This is a genomic window from Nocardia sp. BMG51109 (genome assembly GCF_000526215.1).
Lineage (GTDB): Bacteria > Actinomycetota > Actinomycetes > Mycobacteriales > Mycobacteriaceae > Nocardia.
In genome coordinates this window covers 7,548,807-7,573,112 of record NZ_JAFQ01000004.1, presented here as the reverse complement: position 1 = coordinate 7,573,112, position 24,306 = coordinate 7,548,807, and the positions used below count along the sequence as shown (strand labels likewise).

At 69.1% G+C, this 24,306-nt stretch carries 21 protein-coding genes and 1 pseudogene; 14 read left to right on the top strand and 8 right to left on the bottom strand.

Features of this window, described 5'->3' with window-relative positions:
• Positions 1 to 15: 15 nt before the first annotated feature.
• Positions 16 to 765, bottom strand: coding sequence for a GntR family transcriptional regulator (locus tag D892_RS0135645; RefSeq protein ID WP_024805838.1), 750 nt, complete (start codon positions 763 to 765; stop codon positions 16 to 18).
• Between the two features lie 649 nt (positions 766 to 1,414).
• Here D892_RS0135645 and D892_RS0135635 point away from each other — a divergent pair.
• From D892_RS0135635 to D892_RS0135600, 8 genes are all read left to right on the top strand, one after another.
• On the top strand, positions 1,415 to 1,768 hold the full coding sequence (locus D892_RS0135635) for a hypothetical protein (RefSeq protein ID WP_024805836.1): 354 nt from the start codon (positions 1,415 to 1,417) through the stop codon (positions 1,766 to 1,768).
• 206 nt (positions 1,769 to 1,974) lie between these two features.
• Positions 1,975 to 2,397 carry a MarR family transcriptional regulator gene (locus tag D892_RS0135630; RefSeq protein ID WP_198037195.1) on the top strand — a complete coding sequence of 141 codons (423 nt, stop codon included), beginning with the start codon at positions 1,975 to 1,977 and terminating at the stop codon, positions 2,395 to 2,397.
• A 16-nt stretch (positions 2,398 to 2,413) separates the two neighbouring features.
• Positions 2,414 to 2,836, top strand: a complete 423-nt coding sequence (locus D892_RS0135625; RefSeq protein ID WP_024805834.1) for an organic hydroperoxide resistance protein — start codon at positions 2,414 to 2,416, stop codon at positions 2,834 to 2,836.
• 260 nt (positions 2,837 to 3,096) lie between these two features.
• Positions 3,097 to 3,519 (top strand): Zn-ribbon domain-containing OB-fold protein, encoded by a 423-nt coding sequence (locus D892_RS0135620; RefSeq protein WP_024805833.1) that lies wholly within the window; start codon positions 3,097 to 3,099, stop codon positions 3,517 to 3,519.
• Positions 3,512 to 4,714 (top strand): lipid-transfer protein, encoded by a 1,203-nt coding sequence (locus D892_RS0135615; RefSeq protein ID WP_024805832.1) that lies wholly within the window; start codon positions 3,512 to 3,514, stop codon positions 4,712 to 4,714. Before D892_RS0135620 ends, D892_RS0135615 begins: the two co-directional genes overlap by 8 nt.
• Positions 4,715 to 5,196: 482 nt before the next feature.
• A complete protein-coding gene (locus D892_RS0135610; protein ID WP_024805831.1) occupies positions 5,197 to 5,931 on the top strand; it encodes a bifunctional 2-polyprenyl-6-hydroxyphenol methylase/3-demethylubiquinol 3-O-methyltransferase UbiG in 735 nt (244 codons plus the stop codon).
• Between the two features lie 244 nt (positions 5,932 to 6,175).
• A complete protein-coding gene (locus D892_RS0135605) occupies positions 6,176 to 8,296 on the top strand; it encodes an acyltransferase family protein (protein ID WP_024805830.1) in 2,121 nt (706 codons plus the stop codon).
• A gap of 222 nt (positions 8,297 to 8,518) precedes the next feature.
• A complete protein-coding gene (locus D892_RS0135600; protein WP_198037194.1) occupies positions 8,519 to 9,718 on the top strand; it encodes a cytochrome P450 in 1,200 nt (399 codons plus the stop codon).
• Positions 9,719 to 9,904: 186 nt separating this feature from the next.
• Here the strand turns inward: D892_RS0135600 and D892_RS0135595 are convergent, their stop codons facing one another.
• Both D892_RS0135595 and D892_RS0135585 read right to left on the bottom strand, forming a co-directional pair.
• Entirely contained in the window at positions 9,905 to 11,197 is a 1,293-nt protein-coding gene (locus D892_RS0135595; RefSeq protein ID WP_024805828.1) for a cytochrome P450, read from the bottom strand.
• 252 nt (positions 11,198 to 11,449) lie between these two features.
• Entirely contained in the window at positions 11,450 to 11,860 is a 411-nt protein-coding gene (locus tag D892_RS0135585) for a RidA family protein (RefSeq protein ID WP_024805827.1), read from the bottom strand.
• Positions 11,861 to 11,938: 78 nt separating this feature from the next.
• Between D892_RS0135585 and D892_RS0135580 the strand changes: the two genes are divergently transcribed.
• A complete protein-coding gene (locus D892_RS0135580) occupies positions 11,939 to 12,304 on the top strand; it encodes a helix-turn-helix domain-containing protein (RefSeq protein WP_024805826.1) in 366 nt (121 codons plus the stop codon).
• Positions 12,305 to 12,441: 137 nt separating this feature from the next.
• On the opposite strand, the gene D892_RS0135575 is transcribed toward D892_RS0135580, so the two are convergent.
• Positions 12,442 to 13,566: an epoxide hydrolase family protein gene (locus D892_RS0135575; RefSeq protein ID WP_024805825.1), complete on the bottom strand. Its 1,125-nt coding sequence runs from the start codon at positions 13,564 to 13,566 to the stop codon at positions 12,442 to 12,444.
• Between the two features lie 121 nt (positions 13,567 to 13,687).
• On the opposite strand from D892_RS0135575, the gene D892_RS0135570 reads away from it, so the two are divergent.
• Positions 13,688 to 14,530, top strand: a complete 843-nt coding sequence (locus D892_RS0135570; RefSeq protein ID WP_024805824.1) for a hypothetical protein — start codon at positions 13,688 to 13,690, stop codon at positions 14,528 to 14,530.
• A gap of 994 nt (positions 14,531 to 15,524) precedes the next feature.
• Here the strand turns inward: D892_RS0135570 and D892_RS44240 are convergent.
• The gene (locus D892_RS44240) at positions 15,525 to 16,382 is read right to left on the bottom strand and encodes an alpha/beta fold hydrolase (RefSeq protein ID WP_063630071.1); all 858 of its coding nucleotides are present in this window, start codon (positions 16,380 to 16,382) and stop codon (positions 15,525 to 15,527) included.
• On the opposite strand from D892_RS44240, the pseudogene D892_RS49870 reads away from it, so the two are divergent.
• Positions 16,308 to 16,655: pseudogene (locus tag D892_RS49870) on the top strand (TetR family transcriptional regulator); the annotation flags it as partial. The gene D892_RS44240 and the pseudogene D892_RS49870 sit on opposite strands and share 75 nt — an antisense overlap.
• 189 nt (positions 16,656 to 16,844) lie before the next feature.
• On the opposite strand, the gene D892_RS0135555 reads toward D892_RS49870, so the two are convergent.
• Positions 16,845 to 17,771, bottom strand: coding sequence for a nuclease-related domain-containing protein (locus tag D892_RS0135555; RefSeq protein WP_198037074.1), 927 nt, complete (start codon positions 17,769 to 17,771; stop codon positions 16,845 to 16,847).
• Positions 17,772 to 18,122: 351 nt separating this feature from the next.
• Between D892_RS0135555 and D892_RS0135550 the strand changes: the two genes are divergently transcribed.
• The 3 genes from D892_RS0135550 to D892_RS0135540 are packed head-to-tail and all read left to right on the top strand — an operon-like array spanning position 18,123 to position 20,691.
• A complete protein-coding gene (locus D892_RS0135550; protein ID WP_024805821.1) occupies positions 18,123 to 18,419 on the top strand; it encodes a DUF6285 domain-containing protein in 297 nt (98 codons plus the stop codon).
• Positions 18,416 to 19,420, top strand: coding sequence for a phosphotransferase family protein (locus D892_RS0135545; RefSeq protein WP_024805820.1), 1,005 nt, complete (start codon positions 18,416 to 18,418; stop codon positions 19,418 to 19,420). Before D892_RS0135550 ends, D892_RS0135545 begins: the two co-directional genes overlap by 4 nt.
• Positions 19,421 to 19,428: 8 nt before the next feature.
• Positions 19,429 to 20,691 (top strand): acyl-CoA dehydrogenase family protein, encoded by a 1,263-nt coding sequence (locus D892_RS0135540; RefSeq protein WP_024805819.1) that lies wholly within the window; start codon positions 19,429 to 19,431, stop codon positions 20,689 to 20,691.
• Between the two features lie 311 nt (positions 20,692 to 21,002).
• On the opposite strand, the gene D892_RS0135535 is transcribed toward D892_RS0135540, so the two are convergent.
• Together D892_RS0135535 and D892_RS0135530 are read right to left on the bottom strand one after the other, a co-directional pair.
• Entirely contained in the window at positions 21,003 to 22,760 is a 1,758-nt protein-coding gene (locus D892_RS0135535) for an FAD-dependent oxidoreductase (protein ID WP_369801788.1), read from the bottom strand.
• Positions 22,761 to 22,785: 25 nt separating this feature from the next.
• Positions 22,786 to 24,243, bottom strand: a complete 1,458-nt coding sequence (locus D892_RS0135530; protein ID WP_024805817.1) for an NAD(P)/FAD-dependent oxidoreductase — start codon at positions 24,241 to 24,243, stop codon at positions 22,786 to 22,788.
• Between the last annotated feature and the right edge of the window lie 63 nt (positions 24,244 to 24,306).

Here is a 24,306-nt window from a genome sequence, read left to right as displayed (position 1 = left end):
GTCGGCGGAGGAACGTCAGGATGTGCTGCGGCGCAGCGTCACCCGGTAGGTGTAGTGCTCGGGCAGGAAGTAGCTGACCGACAGGTCGACGGGCCGACCGGCGGCGTCCGAGTAGAGCCGGTCGACACGGAGCATCGGATGGCCTGGTGCGCAGCCGAGCCCGGCCGCGACCTCGGCATCGGCGCCGGCGACCGTGATCGACTGCGCGGCTTCGACGATCGGGTTGTCGAGGCGGGGTTCGAGCAACCCGATCACGGTATGGGAGCTCACCCCGCCGGCGGCCACCTCGGCGAGGCCGACGATGTGCTTGCCGATGTGCTCGGGCAGGTACACCGTGGTCAGGACGAACGGGACACCTTCGTGGATGCGGCGGAAGGCGACGGTGTAGACGATGTCGGTATCGAGCCGGAGCCGGCCGGCGGCATCGATGTCGACGCGGCGGTGCAGCGGTGTGAGCACCTCCATGGTGGTGTCGGAGGACAGGTTCATCAGGTCCTCGATCGAGCCGTGATGACGCAGGTAGTGGCCCTCGGATTCGGTGACGAACGTGCCGCGGCCCGGTACGCGGTAGACCGTGCCGTCGGCGACGAGATCCTGGAAGGCGCGGCGCACGGTCTGGCGGCTGACCCGATATCGCTGGGCGAGTTCGGCTTCGGTCGGCAGCTTGCCGCCGTCGCGATAGTTACCCGCGGCAATACCATCGCGCAGTTCCCGGGACACCACCTGATGCGCCGGTTCCGCGTCCCGTACCCGGTCTGCCTTCATGCTCTCCTGCCCTCTGGATCCGGAATCCGCCCGCCTACCGACCTCCCCCGCGACGGGGGCTGTTACCCGCGCCGTCACCGGAGCGCGGAGATCGCATTCGACGTTGCACGCCGCGGACAACGGTAATGGCCGGACGGGGACACTCCCATCTCGGCCATTTTTCCACCGGCACGGATCTGTGCGGAGAGCCTCGGCGAACATCACCGGTGACCGCTCCTTGTCCTCGCCGGTGCGCTCGGCGGTCGCCGGTCGTGCCCTGCCGGATCGTTCGATGCCGCCGGAGGGCGTGGCGTGGGAGACGATGCCTGCCGCTCGGCCGGCGGTGGTGAACCCGCTGGTGTTCGCCGGCTTTCGTGCACAATGAAACCTATTGTGGCCGTGTGAGATCGGCTGGTGTTGCGGAACCGTCGGCGTGACGACGACGGCCGTGTCCGGGTCGCATCGACGAAGATCGCCGAATCCGAATTGTAATCTTTTCTGCGCCACCGTTTATGGGTGATGTGGATATGAGTTCGCTTGTCCCGCAGTATCATTTGTGGGGAGCCTTGGCAGCGGCTACGTTCTTGCTGCCTCCCGGGGAGCGAGGGTGTGGTCACGCCGCGTGCGTTCTGCACCCGGTTGCGCAGTGGGCTGGAAAGGCAGGGGAAATATGTGCCGAGACATCCTGATCAAGGTGGGGCGTGTGGTGGCGGTCGGGGCGCTGCCGTTGGCCGCGGCGGCCGTGTTCGCCGGGGGCGCCTCCGCCGATGCCGGCCGGGCCGCTGAACCCGTCGCCGGGATCCCGCTGGAGAGCGAAGACGCCGCCACCAACCCCCACGCCCTGATCCCCGATCCGGTGCTGAACGGCGCCTCCGCGGGGGCCTCGATCGGTTCGGCCGTCGGATCGGCGGTCGGCTTGGCGACCGGCTCGGCGACCAGTTCCGCCGGTTCTGCCCTCGGCGCCGCGATCGGCGCCCTGGTCGGCGCGACGAATCCGGGTGTGGTTCCGCAGGTTCTGCCCTGACGTAGTCGGCCGGGCCACCGGGGCCCTCGGGGCCGCGGTATCTGGCAGATCGGGCGGGCCGTCACGGTCGACGGTGCCTGCTGGGGTGGTCGATTCCGCCGAAGGTTTCGTGTGGCCCTATCGGACCGGTCCGACGTGGTATTTTGCACACAAAATGATTGCGCACAATCTATTTGCCTGCTAGCTTGTTGTGTGTGGATGAACCGATGGCGCTGGACGAGCAGTTGTGTTTCGCGCTGTATTCGGCATCCCGGGCCATGACGGCGATGTACCGCCCGAAGCTCGATGCTCTGGGCCTGACCTATCCGCAATACCTGGTGCTCCTCGCGCTGTGGGAACGAGACGGTCGCGGTGTCGGTGACCTGAGCGCCGCGCTCGACCTGGACGTGGGCACGCTGTCGCCGCTGTTGAAGCGGTTGCAGAGTGCGGGCCTGGTCGAGCGGCGCCGGTCGGGATCCGACGAGCGGCGGGTCGAGGTCACCTTGACCGAGCGTGGGCGCGAACTGCGCGCGTCCGCGTGCGACATCCCGGCGCACACGTTCGCGGCCACGGGCATGTCGATGGACTCTCTGGTCGCACTGCGGGAAACCTTGCACAACCTGACCCGAACCTTGAAGTCGCACACCTGATCCGAGGGAGAACGAGATGGACATTCTGTACACCGCCGAGGCACTGGCCACCGGCGACGGCCGCAACGGCCACGCGCGCACCACCGACGGCCGGGTCGACGTGGATCTGGCGATGCCGAAGGCCATGGGCGGCAGCGGTGAGGGCACCAACCCCGAGCAGCTGTTCGCCGCCGGCTACGCGGCGTGCTTCCATTCCGCGCTGCGCCTGGTCGCCAAGTCCGCCGACGCGAACATCGAGGACTCGGCGGTCGGCGCGCGGGTCGGCATCGGCCCGAACGGCAGCGGCGGCTTCGGCCTGGCCGTCACGCTCGAGGTGACGCTGCCGCACGTGGACCGGGAGGCCGCGCAGCAGCTGGCGGACAAGGCACACGAGGTGTGCCCGTACTCCAACGCGACGCGCGGCAACATCGACGTCCAGGTCCTCGTGGCGGAGGACTGAAACCCGTACGCGGCCCGGCCTCGTGATCTGTCCGCCCGCCCGGGACGGCCGGATGGTCCGCGGGGGGCGGGCGTGGCGGTGCGAACGGGTAGCCGTAGCGGCTGGTGAAGCGACCGGCCTCCGTGCCGGTCGCTTCGCTGTCGCGTCCTCGCTCCACACGCACGGCACCTCCGCCGGCGCATCGGGGGAGTGGATCCCCTCGCCAAAGTAGAACGTGTTCCTATACCGTCGGTTTCGTGCAGAAAGAACAACGCCCCGCCGTGGCAGAGTGGTTCACTGCGGAGGACGGTGCGGTACGCCTCGTGGGAAGCCGCTGCGATACGTGCGGCACGCCGTATTTTCCGCGGAACACGCTGGCCTGCCGGAACCCGCAGTGTGCAAGTCCGAAGGACGGCTCCGAACTGGCCGAATACCTGTTCTCCACGCGCGGCCGGATCTGGTCGTACGCGGATGCCCGGTACAAGCCGCCACCGCCCTATGTCTCGTCCGATCCGTTCGAGCCCTACGTCGTCGCGGCGGTGGAGCTCGAGGTCGAGCAGATGGTGATCCTCGGGCAGGTCGTGCGCGGATTCACCGTGGACGACCTGGCCGTCGGCATGCCGGTCGAACTGGCCCTCGGCGTGCTGTACGAGGACGAGGAAGCGGAGCACACGGTGTGGATGTGGAGGCCGGTCGATGCCTGACACGAACGATCGCGACATCGCCGTCCTCGGTGCGGGCATGCACCAGTGGGGCAAGTGGGGGCGCAATTTCGTCGAGTACGGGCTGGTCGCGGCGCGGGCGGCGCTGGCCGACGCCGGCGTGGACCACCGCGACGTCGGCTACATCGCCGGTGCGGACACGATCCGCAACGGATACCCCGGTTTCGTCTCGGGCGCGACGTTCGCCCAGGCGCTGGGCTGGTCGGGCGCGCGGATCTCGAGCAGCTACGCCGCCTGCGCCTCCGGTGCCCAGGCCATCGCCAACGCGCGCGCCCAGATCCTCGCCGGGCTGACCGATGTGGCGCTGGTCGTCGGCGCGGACGCCGCCCCGAAGGGCTTCTTCCAGCCGGTCGGCGGTGAACGCCGCGACGATCCGGACTGGCTGCGCTTCCATCTGCTCGGCGCCACCAACCCCATCTATTTCGCGCTGTATGCGCGCCGGCGGATGGCGCTGCACGGTGCCACGCTGGACGATTTCGCCGCGGTCAAGGTGAAGAACGCCAAGCACGGCCTGAACAACCCGTACGCCCGCTACCGCAAGGAGGTTTCGGCCGAGGAGGTCGCCGCCTCGGCGGTCGTCTCCGACCCGCTGCGGCTGCTCGACATCTGCGCGACCAGCGACGGCGGCGCCGCACTGGTGCTGACGTCGATGGAGTACGCGCGCCGCCACGGCATCGCCGACCCGGTGCGTGTCCGGGCGCTGTCGACGGTCACGCCGACGTTCCCGAAAACCGTGCTCGATCTGCCGGATTTCGCGACCGACTCCGCCGTGGCCGTCGAACCCCCGCCGCGCACGTTCCGTTCCGCCATCGCCCACGCTGCCTACGAAGAGGCCGGAATCGGGCCCGCCGACCTGTCTTTCGCGGAAGTCTACGACCTCTCCACCGCGCTGGAACTGGACTGGTACGAGGACATCGGCCTCTGCGAAACGGGCGGCGCGGAAGACCTGTTGCGTAGCGGCGCAACGACATTGGGCGGCCGCGTCCCGGTGAACCCCAGCGGCGGACTGTCCTGCTTCGGCGAGGCGATCCCCGCCCAGGCGATCGCCCAGATCTGCGAACTCACCTGGCAGCTGCGCGGCCGGGCCGAGGGCCGCCAGGTGGACGATGCCCTCGCTGGTATCGCGGTGAACCAGGGCCTGTTCGGCCACGGCTCGGCCATCATCGCCACCCGCTGAGCCGGGCCCAGACGAATACACTCTCCGAAAACCCGGGCCATGCCCGGGTTTTCGGGTATCGGTAGCCGCCGACCCAGCAGCAGTATTCACGACATACATCTGCGGTATGCGCGGGCCGGCATTTCCCGGCGGCTGCCGCGACGCGAACCTGGTTGTCGGAACCGATCCTGGTGACGGTTCGCTGAGCCCGGGGCGCGCCGAAGGCCAGGTTCTCTCGTTGACGCGGATTGCCCGACGGTGAGCGGCTGCGCCGGTGATGCGTGAGTTCCGCGCACACGCCGGGCGGCGCGCACGCGTGATGGCCGCCGGGAACGGCTGGACCCGGCCACATGGCCGGAAACTCCGCCGCGCCGTGAGCGCAGCCCGCCGTAGCGTCTCGGTTCGGCATACCTTCGGCAAATCCCGCCGACGTGCCGGTCGGCGTGGCAGCATGGCCCTGCGGAGCAAGGCACCATCCCTCCGATCTGCATAGGGGCGAGATCGTGACGAAGGCCGAGTTCGCGTATACCGGGTGCGACAACCTGGAGGTCATGGCCGGCGCGGTCAACTACAACCGGTTTCTCGTCGATATCGTCGGCAGGCGGGTGATGTCGCCGGATGTGCGTGTGCTCGACTTCGGGGCGGGCGCGGGCACGTATGCCGACCTGCTGTCCGAGCGGCACATCGTGCCCGATTGCGTCGAACCGGACCACGATCTGCGGAAGGCGTTGCGCTCGAAAGGGTATCGGGTCGTCGATCTCGACACCGAACCGTCCGGCACCGGGCAGTACGAGGTCGTCTACTCGTTCAACGTGCTCGAGCACATCAAGGACGACCGGGCGGCCGCGCGGCGGCTGGCCTCGTGCCTGCGGTCCGGCGGCACGCTGGTCGTGTACGTACCCGCGTTCGAGATGCTCTACACGTCGATGGATGCCAAGGTCGGCCACCATCGGCGGTATCGCAGGCGTCGGCTCGATGCGATGCTCCGCGAGGCGGGCCTGCGGGTTGTCGAGTCGCGCTACTGCGATCCGATCGGGTTCTTCGCGACGCTGGCCTACAAGTTCCTGGGCCGCAGCGACGGCACCATCAACTGCCGTGCCCTGAAGCTGTACGACCGCGCGGTGTTTCCGGTCAGCAAGGTATTGCAGATCGTCACGGGCAAGCTGTTCGGCAAGAACGTCCTCGTCGTCGCCGTCAAACCCCGACTCGCCGGAGAGGCCACGAGCGACCGATCGTGACGCCGCCGAGATCCTGCTCACACCCGGGACGGCCGGAACCCGACCGGACGCCATCCGGTCACCGCTCGTCGCCCTGCGTTTCGGCACCCGGACACCGCGGATGCCGCATGGTTGCGTGAAGTCGACCGCGGCTTCGAGGCCGTGATAAGAGAATGGGCGTGTCTCGGCCCCGTCTTGCTTCTCCCTCTCCACCCCGCGGGCATCGGGCGGGTGCCGTCCTCGGCGGTGGAGCCGGCCCGGCGCGGTGACCGGCGAGACATCCGGCAGCACGACGACATCTGCCGACGCACATACCCCGGCCAGGCCCGTCGCCGAGTCGCCGGCGCGGGCGGGATACCGCGCGGACCTGGACGGGCTGCGGGGGGTGGCGATCGCGCTGGTCGTGGTGTTCCACGTGTGGCTGGGCCGGGTGTCCGGCGGTGTGGACGTCTTCCTGGTGCTGTCCGGGTTCTTCTTCACCGGCCTGCTGCTGCGCCGCGCCGAGTCGTCCGGGTCGGTGGGGGTGTGGTTCACGGTGCGCCGCACCGGGCGGCGGCTGCTGCCGGCGATGATCGTGGTGCTCGCGGCCGTCGTCGTCGCGGCGGCGGTGATGCGGCCGTACACGCAGTGGTCGGAGGTCGCCGCCCAGACGTTGGCGTCGTTGTTCTACTACCAGAACTGGCAGCTCGCGTGGACGTGGTCGGACTATCTGGCCGCCGACCCGTCGGTGAGCCCGCTGCAGCACCTGTGGTCGATGTCGGTGCAAGGCCAGTACTACCTCGTCGCCCTGCTGGTCGTGGCCGCCCTGGCGTGGCTGTGCCGGCGGGTGGCCGGCGGCCGGTTGCGTGTCGTGCTGGCGGTGGTCGTGACCGCCGTGGCGGTGACGTCGTTCGCGCACGCGATGTACGGGACCGCCATGCATCAGGGCTGGAACTACTACGACAGCTTCGCTCGCGCCTGGGAGTTGCTGGCCGGCGCGGCTCTGGTGCTCGCCGCGCCGTCGCCGCCGCGGGTGGTGCGGCAGGTGCTGGCGTGGTGCGGGCTCGCCATGGTCGTCGGCTGCGGGTGGCTGATTCTCGACGGCGCCAACCGTTTTCCCGGCCCCGCCGCGCTGCTGCCCGTGTGCGCGGCCGCGGCACTGATCCTGTCCGGCAACAATCTGGCCCCGGAGGCGCGGCCGTGGCCGAACCGGGTACTGGCCACGCGGGTGGCGCGGTGGTTCGGGGATATCGCCTATCCGCTGTATCTGTGGCACTGGCCGATCCTGATCTGCTACCTCGCCGAACGCGACCAGCCCCACGCCGGACTCGCGGACGGGCTCGTGATCGTCGGGGTGTCGGTGTTGCTCGCGTGGATGACGCATCGCTGGATCGAGGAACCGCTGCGGCTGCGCACGCGCCGGACCGCGGTACCCGCCCGTGGGGTGCGGGTGCCTCGTCGGGTGGCCGGAGCGGCGGTGTCGGCGGTGGCGGTGGCGTTGGCGGGGGCCACCCTGCTCTGGCAGGTCGTGGTCGTCGGCGGGCAGTCTTCCTCGCCGGTCGGTCCGCTCGACCCCGCCCGGTATCCGGGCGCGGAAGCGCTCGCGGCCGCGGCGCCGGTCCCGCAGGCGCGGATGCGGCCCACACCGCTGGAGGCGGAGGCGGACCTGCCGCCCCCGACCCTGGACGGCTGTATCGCGGATTGGACCACGCGCGACGTCGTCACCTGCACCTACGGCAACACCGGCGCGTCCCGCACGCTGGCCCTGGCCGGCAGCTCACATGCCGAGCACTGGCTGCCCGCGCTGCAGGCGCTGGCCGAGCGGTACTCCTTCCGGATCCAGGTGTACCTGAAGATGGGATGTCCGCTGACCCTGGCCGAGGACGCCACCTACAACGGCGAGGCGAATCCGGACTGCCGCGACTGGTCCCGCGAGGTGATCGACCGCCTCGGCACCGACCGCCCGGATTGGGTGTTCACCGTCGGCACCCATCCTCGTCTGGACGTCGGCGACGAAACACCTCCCGACTACCTGGACGTGTGGGTGGCGCTGGCCGACCGCGGCCTGAACATGATCGCGATGCGCGATACTCCCTGGCTGCGCCGCGACGGCGGGGTGCCGTACAAGGCCTCGGACTGTCTTGCCGCGGGCGGCGACCGCATCGGCTGCGGTATGTCCCGCGCCGACGCCCTCGACGCCGTCGACCCCGAACTCGAACCGGCCTCGCGGTTCCCGAACGTATTCCCGGTCGACCTCACCGAGGCCGTCTGCGAACCCGACGTCTGCCCCGTCGCCGCGGGAAACATCCTCATCTACCACGACGAACATCACCTCAGCGCCAGCTACTCCCGCTCCCTGGCCAGGCCCCTCGGCCGCGCACTGCAACCGCTTCTCGAATGGTGGTAGGCCGGGTCCGCCGCGCAGGGATAGCAAGATTGTCGAACTTGCCCTACCGCATAGCGCTGAATCGGTAACCTGGTTATCGAAAATCGCATACCGCGATTTCAACGGTGCTGGAGGAGCCGACCGGGTGACCGAGCGCGCCGAGGTGACCTGCGGGCCGCCGTCCTCGAGCGCGACCGGCCGCGCCCGGTGCGTACCGGGCTCGCCGCACCCGGCGAAGGAGTTCTGTTCGTGAGTAATGATGATGCGGTCTACTGGGATCCCTTCGATCGTGAGATCGCCGGGGATCCCTATCCGGTCTATCGGCGGCTGCGGCGGGAAGCGCCGCTGTACTACAACGACAAGCATGAGTTCTACGCGCTGAGCCGGGCCGAGGATGTCGATCGGGCACTGCTGGATTGGCAGACGTTCTCGTCGTCGCGGGGGCCGATCCTGGAGATCATCAAGGCGGGGGTGGAGATTCCGCCGGGGACGTTGCTGATGGAGGATCCGCCGACGCACGACGTCAACCGCGGGCTGCTGGCGCGGGTGTTCACGCCGCGGCGGGTCCTGGCGCTGGAGCCGCAGATTCGCGACATGTGTACTCGGTCGCTGGACCGCCTGGCCGGCGCCGATCGGTTCGATTTCATGTCCTCGTTCGCGAACGAGCTGCCGATGCGGGTGATCGGCACGCTGCTGGGGATTCCGGAGGCCGATCAGCAGGCGGCGCGCGATCACGCGGATGCGGGCCTGCGCACCGAGCCGGGGCAGCAGATGCAGGTGTCGGACGCGGCGATTCCGAATGTGGAGTTCTTCGCCGATTACATCGACTGGCGTGCCGAACACCCCTCCGACGACCTGATGACCGAGCTGCTGCGCGCGGAGTTCGACGACAGCGAGGGCGTGCGGCGCACGCTGACCCGGCAGGAGATCCTCACCTATGTCTCGGTGGTGGCGGGCGCCGGCAACGAGACCACCGCCCGGCTGCTGGGCTGGCTGGGATCGCTGCTGGCCCGCCACCCCGAGCAGCGCGCCGCACTGGCCGGCGATCCGCAGCTGATCCCGAACGCGATCGAGGAGACGCTGCGATTCGAGCCGACCGGCCACGCGATCGCGCGTTACGTCACCACCGACGTGGAGCTGCACGACACCGTCGTGCCCGCGGGCAGCGCGATGATGCTGCTGGTCGCCTCGTCCAACCGCGACGAGGAACGCTGGCCCGATCCGGACCGGTTCGACATCCACCGCGACGTGGGCAACCTGCGGACCTTCGGCCGGGGCGTGCACTTCTGCCTGGGGGCGTCGCTGGCGCGGCTGGAGGCGCGGATCGCCCTCGAGGAGTTCCTGAAGCGCTACCCGCGCTGGGAAATCGACTGGGAGGCACTGACATTGTCGTCCACCTCGACCGTGCGTGGCTGGGAGCACCTGCCGATGACGGTCGGCTGAGCCGGGCCACATCGCCGAGCGGGTCCGGGAGTTCACATCGCCGAGCGGGTCTGCGGTTTCATATCGCCGAGCGGGTCTGCGGTTTCATATCGCCGAGCGGGTCTGCGGTTTCATATCGCCGAGTGGTTCGCGAGTTCACATCGCCGAGTGGTTCGCGAGTTCACACCAACGAGCGGGTGCGCGAACTCATACCATCGAGCGGGTGCGTGAGCCGAGGAGCGCCGGAATGTGGGCGTAGCCGCGGAGGTTGACGAGTTCGCGGCGCGGCGGGGCGGATTCGATGCGCAGCGTGGGGAATTGCTCGTGGAGCGCGCGGAGCGCGATCGTGCCTTCCGTGCGGGCGAGGGTGGCGCCCAGGCACGCGTGGACGCCGCTGGAGAACGACACGTGCTCCCGGGCATTGGATCGCGTGATGTCGAAGGTGTTCGGGTCGGTGAAGATCTCCGGGTCCCGGTTCGCGCCGCCGAGCAGGAGCGTGATCACCGCGCCGCGGGAGATGCGGCGGCCGCCGACCTCGATGTCGCGCAATGCTTTTCGGGCCGTCCACTGGACCGGGCTGTCGTAGCGGAGTATCTCCTCGATCGCGCCGGGCCACAGGCCGGGCTCCGCGGTGAGCAGGTCGAGCTGGTCGGGGTGCTCGTGCAGCGCGACGACGCCGTTGCCGATGAGGTTGACGGTGGTCTCGAACCCGGCGCCGGCGAGCAGGGCCGTGGTGTACATGAGCTCGCGCTTGGTCAGCTGCCCGCCGGCGACCAGCGCGCTGAGGATGTTGTCGCCCGGTTCGGCGCGCAGCAGGTCGAGATGTTCGTCGAGGAACTCGCGGGCGTCCAGCAGCGCCGCCTGGGCGCGGCGGTAGGCGCGCCAGGATATTCCGGTGTCGAGCAGGGCGGCGCCGGCCTCGCCCGCGGCGAGCATGCGCCGGCGCACATCCCGGGGGATGCCCAGCATTTCGGAGATGATCGCCGCCGGCAGCTCGACCGCGAAATCGGTGATGAGGTCGGCGCGCTGCCGGGTCCCCAGCGCCGCGAGCAGCTCGCCGGTGACCTCGTCGATCCGGTCGGTCAGCCGCCGGACGGCACGCGGGGTGAACTCCTGGGCGACGAGCTTGCGATACCGGGTGTGCGCCGGCGGGTCCAGCGAGAGCATGGCCGGTGGCTCGATCGGGTTCGGCAACCGCGGGTCGGTGGCGCGGATCAGGGCGCGCATCGGCCTCGGCACGTCCAGCTCGGCGGGAACGATGACGCCGAAGTCGGTGGACCGCAGCACATCCCGGACCACGCCGTGGTCGGCCGTCACCCACGTGTAGGGAGTGCGGACCACCCGGCCCTGCTCCCGGATGCGGTCGGCGAGCAGGTACGGATTCGCCTGCGCGCGGCGATCGGTCATGATCCGTGCGAACGGATCGCCCCGGCGGGCCTGCGTCTTCAGGTACGCCCGCGGCAGCCCGTGAATGGCCGCCCAGTGCAGACTGGTCTTCATTTCTGCACGTTAGCGCGACGAGCACGGCAGCGCATCGTACCGGGGTCTGAGATCGTCCGCTGTTGTCGCGAGGCGGTCGCCCCGCTCCGTCCGCCAGGCGCTGCGGCGGGACGACTACATCGACTCCGAACGGGCCGGGCGTCGGTCACCCACCGCCGCGCCGGCCAGGCCGTGCACGATAGGCCGCACCGGATCGGCGCCGAGCACCACTGACCGGTCGGGTTGCGCCGCAACGCTTGCCGGTTTCGGAGATCAGTCGAGCACGGCGTACGCCTCCACCTCGACGAGCACGTCGGGCTCGAACAGGTAGTCGACGCCGATCGCCGAGACGGGCGGCAGCGGCCGCGGTATGCCGAGCTCGTCGGCGACCCGCTCGATGCCCGCTAGGAAGTCGTCGTACTTGTCCGGGGTCCACTGCGTGACGAAGAACCGCAGGCGCACGACGTCGGCGAAGCTCGCGCCGGCGCCGGCCAGGCCGCGTGCGGTGCTGCGCAACGCGTGCGCGAGCTGGCCGGTGAGGTCGCCCGGCGCGACGGCGTTCCCCTCGGCGTCCCGCGCGATCTGCCCGGCGACGTGGACGTGGCGGGTTCCCGTGCCGATCGAAACATGGTGGTACGGAACGGGTGCGAACATGCCCTCGGGGGTCAGCAGCTGCACGGCCATGGGTGGTCCCTTCGTTGCCGGAGTAGGTATCCGATATATACCTGGTGTTCGAAGGGAACTTCAACGAGACTAGGTGTCATGCCGGAAACCGCCCCACCCAGCCCGCAGCTCACCGAACAGCACCGCGAACTGCTCGACCAGGTGCTCGACAAATGGTCGCTACAGATCCTCGACGCCCTGTGCGAGCGCCCGCTGCGCTTCAACGAACTCCGCCGGGCCATCCCGGTCGTGACGCAGAAGTCGCTGACCACGGCGCTGCGCCGCCTGGAGCGCAACGGGATGGTCGAGCGCATCGTCACGAATACGCGCCCGGTCGCCGTCGAGTACCGCGTCTCCGAACTCGGCCGGACATTGCAGGACCTGATCGACGCCCTCCTCGACTGGGCCACCGCCACACTCCCCGCCGTCGAGCGCGCTCGCGAGTGTTTCGACGAGGGCGGGTAATCCCGAAGCCCTTGTGGCCCGGTCTTTTCCGTGAGAGCGCACGGTTCCCGCCAATGCGTCGGCGAGGGTCTCGGGTCGGTTCGAGTCGCCCGTCGCCGCCTCGGCGCCGGGCGGCAGATCGGCGGCCGCGGGATGGTCTAGCGGACCGTCGAGAAGAAGGTGCGGAGATCGTCGACGAACAGGTCCGGCTGTTCGAAGGCGGCGAAGTGGCCGCCCCGGGGCATCGTGGTCCAGTGCGTGATGTTGTAGTTCGCCTCGCACCACGACCGCGGTGCGCGACCGATCTCCTTGGGGAAGGACGCCACGCCGGTGGGGAGTTCGATCCGGCCGCCGCGCCCGAACGCCGCCATGCTCTCCCAGTACAGCCGGGCCGACGAGGCGCCGGTGCCGGTGGCCCAGTACACCGTCACGTTGTCGAGGATCTCGTCGCGGGTCAGCGCGTTCTCGGGGTGGCCGTCGCAGTCGGTCCACGACCAGAACTTCTCCACGATCCAGGCCAGCAGCGCGACCGGCGAGTCGACCAGCCCGTACCCGACCGTCTGCGGCCGGCTGGACTGCTGCTTGGCGTAGCCCGAATCCCACCGCCGGTAGTACTGCACGGCGGCCAGCGCGTCGCGCTCGGCGTCGGTGGGGTTCTTCCGCGCTTCCTCCGTCGGGGTGGCGATCGGCATATTCGTGTGGATGCCTACGCAGTGGCCGACATTGCGGCCGATGGCGGCGGTGACCGCGGCGCCCCAGTCGCCGCCCTGCGCACCGTACCGCTCGTAGCCCAGCCGGGTCATCAGCGTTTCCCATGCCGCGGCGATCCTGCCGGTGTTCCACCCGGTGGCCTGCGGCTTGCCGGAGAACCCGTAGCCGGGCAGCGACGGGCAGACGACGTGGAAGGCGTCCTCGGCGCGGCCGCCGTGCGCGGTGGGGTCGGTGAGCGGAGCGATGATCTTGCCGAACTCGACGATCGAGCCGGGCCAGCCGTGCGTGATGATCAGCGGAAACGCGTCCGGGTGCGGCGATCGCTGATGCACGAAATGGATCGGCAGGCCGTCGATCTCGGTGACGAACTGGTCGAACCGGTTCAGCGCGGCTTCCCTTGTCCGCCAGTCGTATTCGGTGGCCCAGTATTCGGCCAGCTCGCGGGTGTAGGCCAGCGGGATGCCCTGACTCCAGTCGTCGACGCATTCGGTCTCGGGCCAGCGCGTGCCGGCCAGGCGTCGGCGGAGGTCGGCGAGTACATCGTCGGGAACGTCGATCCGGAACGGTTCGATAGCAGTCATGGTCACCATTGTCGGTACGACGAGGTGTGGCGGTCGGTACGACTGGTCGTGGAAGCGGTCGTGCGCCCCCATTCGTCCGGTGGTCGTGCCAGACTCCGACGGGTACCGAGGGATGTCGACCGACGACGGGGTGCCGATGAACAGCAATGCCGAACCAGCAGCCGAGGCGGAGGAGCGTATCGGCTACCGGTGGACGATCTTCTACGTCGGGCCGGAAGGCCGTCGGCCTGTCGAGTCCGAGGCCGGCTGGTTCGGCAGCGCGGATCCGCGCACCGGGCGGGCCTACGACAGTTACACCGCCGTCGGGGCGGCGGTGTTCGACGATGTCTGTGACGAGGTGACCGAGAACTATCGGTTCGCGGTGCTGGACGCGCGTCTGGACGGTGTCGCCGAGCCCGTCGCGGTCACCGCGATCGCGGTCGTCGTCTACGACAGCGGCGGGACCGAGATGGCGAACTTGACCGGGACGCTGTATCACCGGCCGATCACCGAGGAGGAGGTCGCCGACGAGCTGATCGCGTGGACCCGGTCGGTCCTCGACGACGAACGTCGCCGCCTGGAGCGCGACCTCGAATCCGACACCCCCGATCCGGCCACGCATTCCCTGGCGGGGTTCGACACGATCCCGGCTGCCCCGGAAGACACCCTCACCGACGAGCAACGACGGCATATCCGCGATCTCCGCGACGCCGCGGAAGCGCTGCGAGCAGAAGTCCACGAGCCCGACTACTGCCGGTCGCATCTGGCACGTGCCGAACACGACCTCGCGGCCGCGCAAACCGGAGTACCGGCAGCAGAATCCGTGGCCGATCCGGGGCACGCCGACGTCGCGCGGCAGGCTGCCCGTGTCGACCGGTGGAGGCGACTGCTCGACATCGCGGCGGAGGCATACATCGACGCCGCTGCCCTCGACGCCGCCGCCGACCACGCCCGCCGCGCCTACCAGCAGGGGTAGGCCGGGGATCCGAAACGACGCCGCCCAGGAACTGAGGGATTCGCTTCTCGCACAACTCCGCCCCGGACTTCCTGGTAGTCAGCCGTCCAGGGGTATTTGCCGGGTCACCATGCCGGGGGGAAAGGCGGGTACATATCGCACCTGAACGGTCCCCAACCCCTACAGCTGGAATACGCGCTGGCGCATTCACATTTGCAGCGCGAATCACGCGGATCGCATCCGTACTGCACACATTCGGCATAGTGGATCGAGCAGCTGAGATCCGGCAATGATCCGCCACCGGGACCGCCGAAACCTGGCGTGCCGAGGTCCCCGCGTATGCGTGCCGACCCTGGAAACCGGGGCTCGAAGTTCCCGATGTATCGAGCTACCGGCGGCGGGCCGGCCCACCGATTGCCACCGGGGTGGTCGACCGGCGGGGCGAATGGATCGAGAGCGGGCGCAGCGCGGCTCGACAGCTGCTCGAACACGTCGGTGAGCACGGGTTCGGAGAACTCGATCTCTACGACGACGAGCTGTTTCCCGCAGCACATATGCACCTCGGACGTGTCCGCCAAGCGCCGGATCTGAGCTTTGGGAATGGTCAGCGACTGCGGGCATCGGCATCCGGCCCCTGCCGGAAACGGCGTGACCTTGACCCTTTCGGGATCATCGTCCACGGCCTCCACCGTGACGCGCAAAGACCGACCGGCGCTGTTCTGCCGAGCCAACAGGTCATCGAGCGAAATCTCGTCCACTGTGCTCGTCCGCCGATCCATCCGGGCCTACCGTGGCAGCCGGTTGGCTCACCACCAGCGATTATCGACCTACACTCGGCCGGTCTCAGGCGAATGAGCAGAAAATGGCGATGCTTCCATTCGGCAGTGCGCCGATCCGGTCGCTGCCTCTCGCCGTCGGGTGCCATCTCGCGTTTCGCGGCATCTTCGAGAACGACCGGCGAAGTTCGTTCTGCGCGTTGGTGTTTCATGACTCGCCAGCGGCACTGGGCGTTTCGTTACGGCCGACGCATCAGGAAGGCTCGTAGTGCTGTGATCAGTGCGGCCGGATTGTCCTCCTGGACGTTGTGCCCGGCGTCGGGGACAACGACGAGATGCCCGTCCGGGATGCGTTCGACCAGCCGTTCGGCGGCAAGGTGGGGGAGTGCCCTGCTGCGTTCGCCGCGCACCAGCAGCACCGGTGTACCGCTCAGCTGATCGGCGAGGCGATCGGTGGCGGCGAGGATGGCGGGGAAGTCGGGTGGACTCGGATCGGCCTTCGGCACCCAATTACCCTCGGGGGCGCGGCGAAACAATGTGCTCATGCGGTAGGCGACCACCGCGCGGTTGGCGCGCGGATTGACCCGCATCGCGGCATCCACCACGGTCCGGAGTTCCCGCACCGGGCCGAGCCCGGTGACGAACTCCCGCATCCGCCGGGTGCTGTCGAAGTCCACGCCGGGGGCGACATCGATCAGCGCCAGGCGGTCGACCCGGTCGGGCCGGGCATCGGCGACGCGGGCGGCGACCACGCCGCCGAGCGACATCCCGACCAGCCCAACGCGATCGAAGCCGAGATGGTCGGCCGCGGCGAGGACATCGGCCGCCAGGGTGTCGATGCTGTAGTCGTCGGACCAGTCGCTGTCACCGTGCCCGCGCAGATCCAGCGCGACCAGCCGGGCATCGCCGCGCAGGCCGAGGCAGACGAAATCCCATGTGTGCGCGGTCAATCGGCCCCCGTGCAGCAGTAGTACCGGGGATCGTGTTCCGCCCCAGTCGAATCCGTGCAGCCGGCAACCGGCATGAGACAGGTGGATGTCGCGGGGCGGCGCCGGATCGTGGATCGCAACGCCCAGCGCGGCCGCCGGCTCGGTCATCGCGGGGATCGTGGATTGTTCGTGCACGACGCCACCCTTCCTACCTCGAGAACTCAAGGTAAGGCGTTAACCTTGGCCAGTCAAGGTAGAGTTGGCGGCGTGGCTACCCGAGTGCGACGCAAACCCGATGAGGCCCGGCGGATGATCCTGGAGGCGGCGGGCAGGCTACTGGCGGCGGGCGGACCGGCCGCGGTGCAGGTGCGCGCTGTCGCCGCCGAGATCGGGGTGTCCGATGCGGCGGTCAACCATCACTTCGGCACGCGTGACCAGCTACTGGAGGCGTTGCTGCGATTCGGCGGAACCACACTGAAGACCGAACTGCGCACCGTTCTGGGCGCGTGGACCGAGGGGCCGATCGATCCGGCCGAGTTGGTGCGCGCGCTGTCGGCACTGTACGCCGACGGTTACGCCGAGCTGGCGCTCGCGCTGCACCGGTCCGGTTGGCGCGATACGGGCAGTGGACTACTCGGAGAGGTGGTGGACCGGCTGCACGACCACGCGTGCCAGGTGTGCGCGGAGACCGGGCGAACACCGCCGTCCCGCAAGACGATCCAGCTGATGGTGACCGCACTGCACCAAGCCGTGGCGATGGAGCCGTTGTTCGGCGATGAGTTCCGCCGCAGTGCCGGCCTGGACGCGGCCGAGGGGGACCGCATGCTCGACTGGTGGATCGAGACCCTGCGCGCGACCGTTGCCGGCGAGCGTGCGCCTGGAAAGACGATGTAACGGCACGAGTTCATGCCGAATCGAAGTCCTGTTCGGGCCGGTGGTTTCGCCGAGGGCGGCGGCCAAGGCGTCGGGGTGGCCGCCGTAGAGGTGGGCCAGGCCGAGGCTGTCGACGACCCGGGCGATGCGGGTGGAGGTCCATGCCGGTTCCTCGTGGGAGATCCGGTGGAAGTAATAGCGGAAGACGTCGAAATCCTCGATGATGATGTCGGTCTTGGGAGGTCGCTGCGGGGCGTCCAGCGAGGGAACGTCCTGATCCGGTAGCAGCATGACCAGCACCAGTCCGTGGATCAGCGAGCGGAGGCCGGTGGCCTTCTCGACCCAGTGCTTGGCGGCCATCGTGCTGTCGCGCACCTGGCTCGTCGGGTCGTGCGTGTCGTCGTTGCCGTAGATGTCGGCCGTCCGCCCGTCGTCCATCAGCCACGGTCCGTTGGGAGGCACCACGAGCGCACCGTCCTGGCGGGTGCGAAAACCCTTGACCTCCACCGCCACGCAGCGCTGCGGCGACCAGATCAAGGCGTCCAGTTGCCGGCTGGAGCCGCGATCGGGAACCTGGATGTTCAGCAGTGCGACACCGGGTTGCGCGGGGCTCCAGGTGATCCACTCCGCCAGCCGCTCCTCGGCCGGCGACAGCGACGACGGGTTGTTGATGAGAAGCAGCACGACGACCTCCCCGGCTCGCGTAACCTGCCCCGGGCCGTCTCGCACGACTCACCGGGTTCGCCTCTTCGATCATAACTCGTGAAGGTTGTTCTGCGCGTTGGTATTTCACAATCGACGATGCGAATCGAAAGGCAGGAGGTGAGGGCGGTGGTCCAGAGTATTCACGAGACGCGGTGAGGTGGCCCCTGATGAACCGGTGCAACGATCAGATATCTTTCGTTGCATTGCATCATCGCGGCGACGAGGAGGTCTTATCGTGGGTGCGGTCGGCGCTGTGCTGCAACGGCATTCGGGCGCGCGGGGCCGACCGCCGTGCCATGCCGAGCTGGTCGTCCACCGAGGGAGTCGTCTGTGCAGAATCGACCGACGGCAGCCGAGCTGCTGGATTCGCTGGCCGAGCTGCTGGAGGACACGCTCCTGCCGGAGCTGCCCCCTGGCCTGCAGCATCGCGCGCGGGTCGGCGCCAATCTGGCCCGGATCCTGCGCCGCGAGGTCGAGCTGGGCCCGGCCGCCGCGGACCGCGAAAGCGAATTGCCGGCCGCCGTGCCCGAGGGGGACGAGGAGGCGCTGTGGCAGGCGCTCGCCGAGATGGTGCGCGCCGATCTCGCCATAGCCAAGCCGGGCTACGACAGCTGGGAGGGTGAGTGAGCGCCGATCCCGCCGCGGGCCTGGCCGAGGTCCTGGCGGAGACGTTCGGCCGGCCGGTCGAGGTGGCGGGCCTCGAACTCCTGTCCGGCGGCGCGCGCCGCCGCAATGTTGCCTTCACCGCCGACATCGAGGGCGAGGGCCCGCGCCGACTGGTGGCCACCATCGTCCCGCCCGCGGTCGAACTGATGCCGGTGGCCGCCGAGGCGGCGGTGCGAGAGTTGGCCCGCGCCAACGGTGTTCCGGTCCCCGAGGTGGTGGCCACGTGCACCGACACGGCGCGGATCGGCGAACCGTTCGTGATCTCCGCCCACGTGGACGGAGAAACCGTGCCGCGCAAGGTGTTACGGCTGATCGAGGCCGCCGGCAACGCCGAAACCGTGACCCGCCGATGGGGCGAGGCGATGGGCCGTCTACACACCGTCGACCCGGACGACGCCCCCGAGGCCGTACCCGCCTCCGGCGCCGATCCGGCGGCCGATCAGCTGGCCCAGGCCGAGCGGGGTGTGCGCGCCCTGCTGGCCGATCGCCCGGTCTTCGCCATGGCGCTGCGCTGGCTGGAGCGGAGGCTGCCCGGGCCGCCGGAGCGTAAGGCGTTGCTGCACACCGATACGCGCAACGGCAACATCATCGTCGGGACCGACGGCCTGCGCGCCGTGCTCGACTGGGAGGGCTCCCAGCGCTTCGGTGATCCGATGCGCGATGTCGCCTGGCCCGCCTTGCGCATGTGGCGGTTCCGCGAAGACGCCCGGGAGTTCGGCGGTTTCGCCGATCGCGACGCCTTCGTGCGCGGCTACGAGGCGGCGGGCGGCCGCTTCGACCTCGACCGCTTCCGCTGGTGGAAGGTGATGGGGACGCTCGCCTGGGGCGTCGGGCTGGCCGGTCAGGCCGCCGCGCACCTGGACGGCACCGTCCGCGACATCGTCATGGCGGCCAGCGGCCGCCGGGTGTCGGAAATCGAATGGGACCTGCTCATGCAGATCCGGCCCGGCGCGAACGTTTAGGAGACAGCGTGGATTTCGAACTACCCGAGGAGCTGGCCGCCTACCTGGTGGAGCTGGACAACTTCATCGATAAGGAGATCGTCCCGCTCGAACAGGCCGGCGACAACATCCGGTTCTTCGACCACCGCCGCGAGGACGCCCGCACCGACTGGGAGCGCGACGGCCTGCCCAGCGCGGAATGGGAAGCGCTGCTGGCCGAATCGCGCCGCGTCGCCGACGCCGCCGGTCACTACCGCTACGCCTTCCCGAGGGAGTTCGGCGGCCGCGACGGCACCAACCTCGGCATGGCGGTGATCCGCGAGCATCTGGCCCGCCGCGGCCTGGGCCTGCACTGCGATCTGCAGAACGAACACGCCATCGTGGCCAACAATGTCGGCCTGCTGCTGATGCTCGAATACGGCTCGCCCGAACAGAAGTCCCGGTGGGTGGACGGCTTGGCCGAGGGCACGAAGTTCTTCGCCTTCGGCATCACCGAACCCGAGCACGGCTCGGACGCCACCCATATGGAGACCACCGCCGTCCGCGACGGCGACGACTGGGTCATCAACGGCACCAAGACCTGGAACACCGGCGTGCACATCGCCGACGCCGACCTGATCTTCGCCCGCACCTCCGGCCAGGCCGGGGACGGCCGGGGCATCACCGCATTCCTCGTCCCCACCGACGCCCCCGGATTCGTGGTCGAGGAATACCTGTGGACGTTCAACATGCCGACCGACCACGCCCGCGTCTCGCTGACCGACGTGCGGGTGCCGCGGTCGGCGATCTTCGGCGAGGAGGGCCGCGGCCTCGGCGTCGTCCAGCACTTCTTCAACGAGAACAGGATTCGCCAGGCCGCGTCGAGTCTCGGTGCGGCGCAATACTGTATCGATCAGGCCGTCGCCTATGCCAAGGAGCGCAAGCCCTTCGGCAAGCCGCTGGCCGCCAACCAGGCGATCCAGTTCCCGCTGGTGGAGCTGCACACCCAGTGCGAGATGCTGCGCGCGCTGGTGCACAAGACGGCGTGGTCGATGGACACCTACGGCACTTTCGCTGCCTCCGAACAGGTGTCGATGTGCAATTACTGGGCCAACCGGCTGTGCTGTGCGGCCGCCGACCGCGCCATGCAGGTACACGGCGGCCTCGGCTACTCCCGCTACAAGCCGTTCGAGCATATCTACCGCCACCACCGCCGCTACCGCATCACCGAGGGCGCCGAGGAGATCCAGATGCGCCGGGTCGCCGGTTACCTGTTCGGTTTCATGGAGCGGGCGGCGGTCAAGGGGGTGTAGCGGCCGGGCGCGCTCGGCGGCCTCGCCGTCTACACCAGCCTCGGCACGGAGCAGGTCGACCAGGCCCGCGGCATCACCATGCGGTACTTCGACCGTCCGGCAATGCGGCGTGCTCGCCCCCCATTTTCCGGCGTGCTCCGCCCCGTCATTCCGGCGTGCTTTCGGCCGGAATCCCGCAGTTCCTGACGATGGATCCCGGCCGAAAGCGTGCCGGGATGGCGGGGATAGCGTGCCGGGATGATGGAAGTAGAGCGTGCGCAGAGGGGTCCGGTGGTCGGCCGGGCGTCGGTCCGCGGCAGCACATAGCCCGGTCAGTTGGCTGTCTCGGCCGATGGCTCGGATTTCGTTGCGGGACCGGTGATGTCGACGATGGGGAGGCGGAGCGCCGCGGGGGCGCTCGCCGGGACCACCGGGTTGCGCGGCGGTACCGGGGCGATGCGCCGGTAGGGCGCGCCCAGCTCCGGCCGCTCGTCGGCCTCACCCTTGTTGGGCCACAGCGCCACCGCGCGTTCGGCCTGCGCGGTGATGGTGAGCGAGGGGTTCACGCCGAGGTTGGCCGAGATGGTGGAGCCGTCGATGATGTGCAGGCCCGCGTACCCGTACATCCGGTGATAGGGGTCGATGACACCGGTGTCGGGGGAGTCGCCGATCACGCAGCCGCCGATGAAATGCCCGGTCATCGGGATGTCGAACAGGCTGGTCCAGCCGCCGGTCGGGATGCCGTCGATCTTGTCGGCCACCCGGTGCGCCACCTCGTGCCCGGCCGGGATCCAGGTCGGATTCGGTTCGCCCACACCCTGTCTCGTGGTCATCTTCCGGCCGAACAGCCCGCGCTTGGTGTAGGTGGTGATCGAGTTGTCCACCGACTGCATGACGAGCAGGCCGATCATCTGCTCCGACCAGCGCCGCGGATTGTGCGTGGTGAACAGGTCGCGGCGGTTGCGGCGCAGCTGCCGGAACCACTGGCGCACCTTCGACGTCCGGCCGTCGGGGTCGATCATCGCGGTGCCGATCAGGGCGATCGCGTTGCTGCCCTTGCCGTATCGCACCGGCTCGATATGGGTGTCGTCGTTGGGGTGGATCGAGGAGGTGATCGCGACGCCCTTGGTGAAGTCGGAGTCCTTGCGGCGGCTGCGCACCGACAGCAGCTCCTCGGAATTGGTGCGGGCCAGTTCGCCCAGGCGCGGCGAGATGTTCGGCAGCGAACCGCGATCGCGCAGGCGGTGCAACAGTTTCTGGGTGCCGAGCGCGGCCGCGGCGAACACGACGTGCTCGGCGGTGAACGTCCGGCGGGACTTGCGCGCCCACCGTCCGGTGCGCACGGTGGAGATCTCGTAGCCGCCTCGGGGGAGTGGCCGCACATCGGTGACCGTGGTGAGCGCGTGCACCGTCGCCCCGGCCTGCTCGGCGAGATAGAGATAGTTCTTGACCAGGGTGTTCTTGGCGTTGTGCCGGCAACCGGTCATGCACTCACCGCAATGCGTGCAGGTGTTGCGCGCAGGCCCGACGCCGCCGAAGAACGGATCGGGTAGCTCCTGTCCGGGGCGGACTCCGTTGCCGCCGAACAGGACTCCGACGGGTGTGCTGCGATACGTCGAGCCGACGCCCATCTCCTCGGCCACCTCGGACAGCACCCGGTCCGACGGCGTGGTCGCCGGATTGGCCGTCACGCCCAGCATCCGCTCGGCCTGGTCGTAGTGCGGGGCCAGCTCGTCCTTCCAGTCGGTGATGTGCGCCCAGTGGCCGTCGGAGAAGAACTTGTCCGTCGGTTCGTAGAGGGTGTTCGCGTAGACCAGCGACCCGCCGCCGACGCCCGCGCCCGCCATGATGAAGGTGTCCTTCAGCAGCGTCAGCCGCTGGATGCCGAAGCAGCCCAGCGCCGGCGCCCACAGGTATTTGCGTGCGTCCCAGGAGGTGTCGGCGAATTCGTCGTCGGCGAAGCGGCGGCCCGCCTCGAGCACGCCGACCCGGTAGCCCTTCTCGGTCAGGCGCAGTGCGGTGACGCTGCCGCCGAATCCGGAACCGACGACCACCACGTCGTAGTCGAACGTCATCTGATCTCCACTCATCGAAGGTGTTGTGCGGCAAATACTGTCAGGCGACCGGGCGCAGCTCGAAGTCCTCGGGATCGAGCCGGCGGGTGGTCCACCGGTAGCTGACGGTGGTGCCCGGCCAGTTGTTGGTGATCCGCCCGGCCGCATTGCGGTACCAGCTGGCGCAGAAGTTCCACGGCGTCCGGTCCAGGCGCCGCTGGAGCTTACGGTCGAACTCGGTCTCGACGCCGGGCCGCACCTCCAGCACGTGGCCAGGACGCTCGCCGAGCCGCCGGATCGCCTGCCGGACGTACCGGGCCTGCGACTCGATCATGTAGACGATCGACCCGACCCCGAGATTGGTGTTCGGCCCGTACATCAGGAACAGGTTGGGGAAGCCCGGCACCGTCATGCCCTGGTAGGCCCGCGCGCCCTGCGCCCACTCGTCCTGCAGCTTGCGCCCGCCGCGGCCGGAAATCCGCATGGGCCAGAGGAATTCGGTGCCCTTGAAGCCCGTGCCGTAGACGATCGCGTCCACCTCGTGCAGGACGCCGTCGGTGGTGCGCACACCTTCGGGGGTGATCTCGCCGATCGCCGTGGTCTGCACGGTCACGTTGGGCCGCGTGAGCGCGGGCAGATAGTCGTTGGAGAACAACGCGCGCTTGCACCCGGCCGGATAGTCGGGCGTAACCGTCGCCCGCAACTGCGGATCCGGCACCTGGTTCTTCAAGTGCCGCTTGCCGATCAAGTTCACCAGCCGGCGGATGACCGTCACATCGACGAAGGCGAGCGCCAGGAATTCGCACAGCAGCCAGAACGCGAAGCGCTCGCCGAGCCGGGTGATCGGCAGCAGCCGGAAGGCGCGGTAATGCCAGGTCTTGTACTCGAGATCCGGCTTCGGCATGACCCATGCGGCCGAGCGCTGGAACAGCGTCAGATGACCTACCGCGGGCGCGATTTCGGGGACGAACTGCACGGCGCTGGCGCCGGTGCCGATCACCGCGACCCGCTTGCCGGCCAGGTCGGCCTCGTGGTCCCATTCGGCGGAGTGAAAGGCCGTGCCGCGGAACGTCTCCACGCCGGGGATGTTCGGCAGCGCCGGCCGGGAGAGCTGCCCGACGGCCGAAATCAGTACGTCGCAGGTCAATTCGGCGCCGTCGGCGGTGTGCACGGTCCACCGGCCACTGGTGTCGTCGAAGTCGGCGGCGGTCACCTCGGTGCGGAAGCGGATCTTGGGCAGCAGATCGTGCTCGCGGGCGAGGCCGCGCAGGTACTCGAGGATGTCGGGCTGCCGGGCGAACCGCTTCGGCCAGTCGAGGCGCGGGGCATAGGAGTAGGAGTACAGGGGCGAGGGGATGTCGCAGCCCGCGCCCGGATAGGTGTTCTCCCGCCAGACGCCGCCGACCTCGCCGGCCCGCTCCAGGATGGTGAAGTCGCGCACGCCCGCGCGCTGGAGTTCCATCGCCATCCCGAGCCCGCCGAAGCCGGTGCCGATGATGACGATCGAAGGGGTGCTCATGGTTGCACGGTAGGTTGTGAACCTGCCCGAAGGACATACAGCCGAGGCCAGAAAATCGACAGT

What these genes read in the sequence shown, in the direction of transcription:
- D892_RS0135570 (WP_024805824.1), top strand. Translation starts at nt 13,688, where the DNA reads ATGTCGACCGACGACGGGGTGCCGATGAACAGCAATGCCGAACCAGCA.
- D892_RS0135635 (WP_024805836.1), top strand. Translation starts at nt 1,415, where the DNA reads ATGTGCCGAGACATCCTGATCAAGGTGGGGCGTGTGGTGGCGGTCGGG.
- D892_RS0135645 (WP_024805838.1), bottom strand. Translation starts at nt 765, where the DNA reads ATGAAGGCAGACCGGGTACGGGACGCGGAACCGGCGCATCAGGTGGTG.
- D892_RS0135625 (WP_024805834.1), top strand. Translation starts at nt 2,414, where the DNA reads ATGGACATTCTGTACACCGCCGAGGCACTGGCCACCGGCGACGGCCGC.
- D892_RS0135530 (WP_024805817.1), bottom strand. Translation starts at nt 24,243, where the DNA reads ATGAGCACCCCTTCGATCGTCATCATCGGCACCGGCTTCGGCGGGCTC.
- D892_RS0135585 (WP_024805827.1), bottom strand. Translation starts at nt 11,860, where the DNA reads ATGGCCGTGCAGCTGCTGACCCCCGAGGGCATGTTCGCACCCGTTCCG.
- D892_RS0135630 (WP_198037195.1), top strand. Translation starts at nt 1,975, where the DNA reads ATGGCGCTGGACGAGCAGTTGTGTTTCGCGCTGTATTCGGCATCCCGG.
- D892_RS0135580 (WP_024805826.1), top strand. Translation starts at nt 11,939, where the DNA reads ATGCCGGAAACCGCCCCACCCAGCCCGCAGCTCACCGAACAGCACCGC.
- D892_RS0135535 (WP_369801788.1), bottom strand. Translation starts at nt 22,760, where the DNA reads ATGAGTGGAGATCAGATGACGTTCGACTACGACGTGGTGGTCGTCGGT.
- D892_RS0135615 (WP_024805832.1), top strand. Translation starts at nt 3,512, where the DNA reads ATGCCTGACACGAACGATCGCGACATCGCCGTCCTCGGTGCGGGCATG.
- D892_RS44240 (WP_063630071.1), bottom strand. Translation starts at nt 16,382, where the DNA reads ATGACCGAGCCGGCGGCCGCGCTGGGCGTTGCGATCCACGATCCGGCG.
- D892_RS0135595 (WP_024805828.1), bottom strand. Translation starts at nt 11,197, where the DNA reads ATGAAGACCAGTCTGCACTGGGCGGCCATTCACGGGCTGCCGCGGGCG.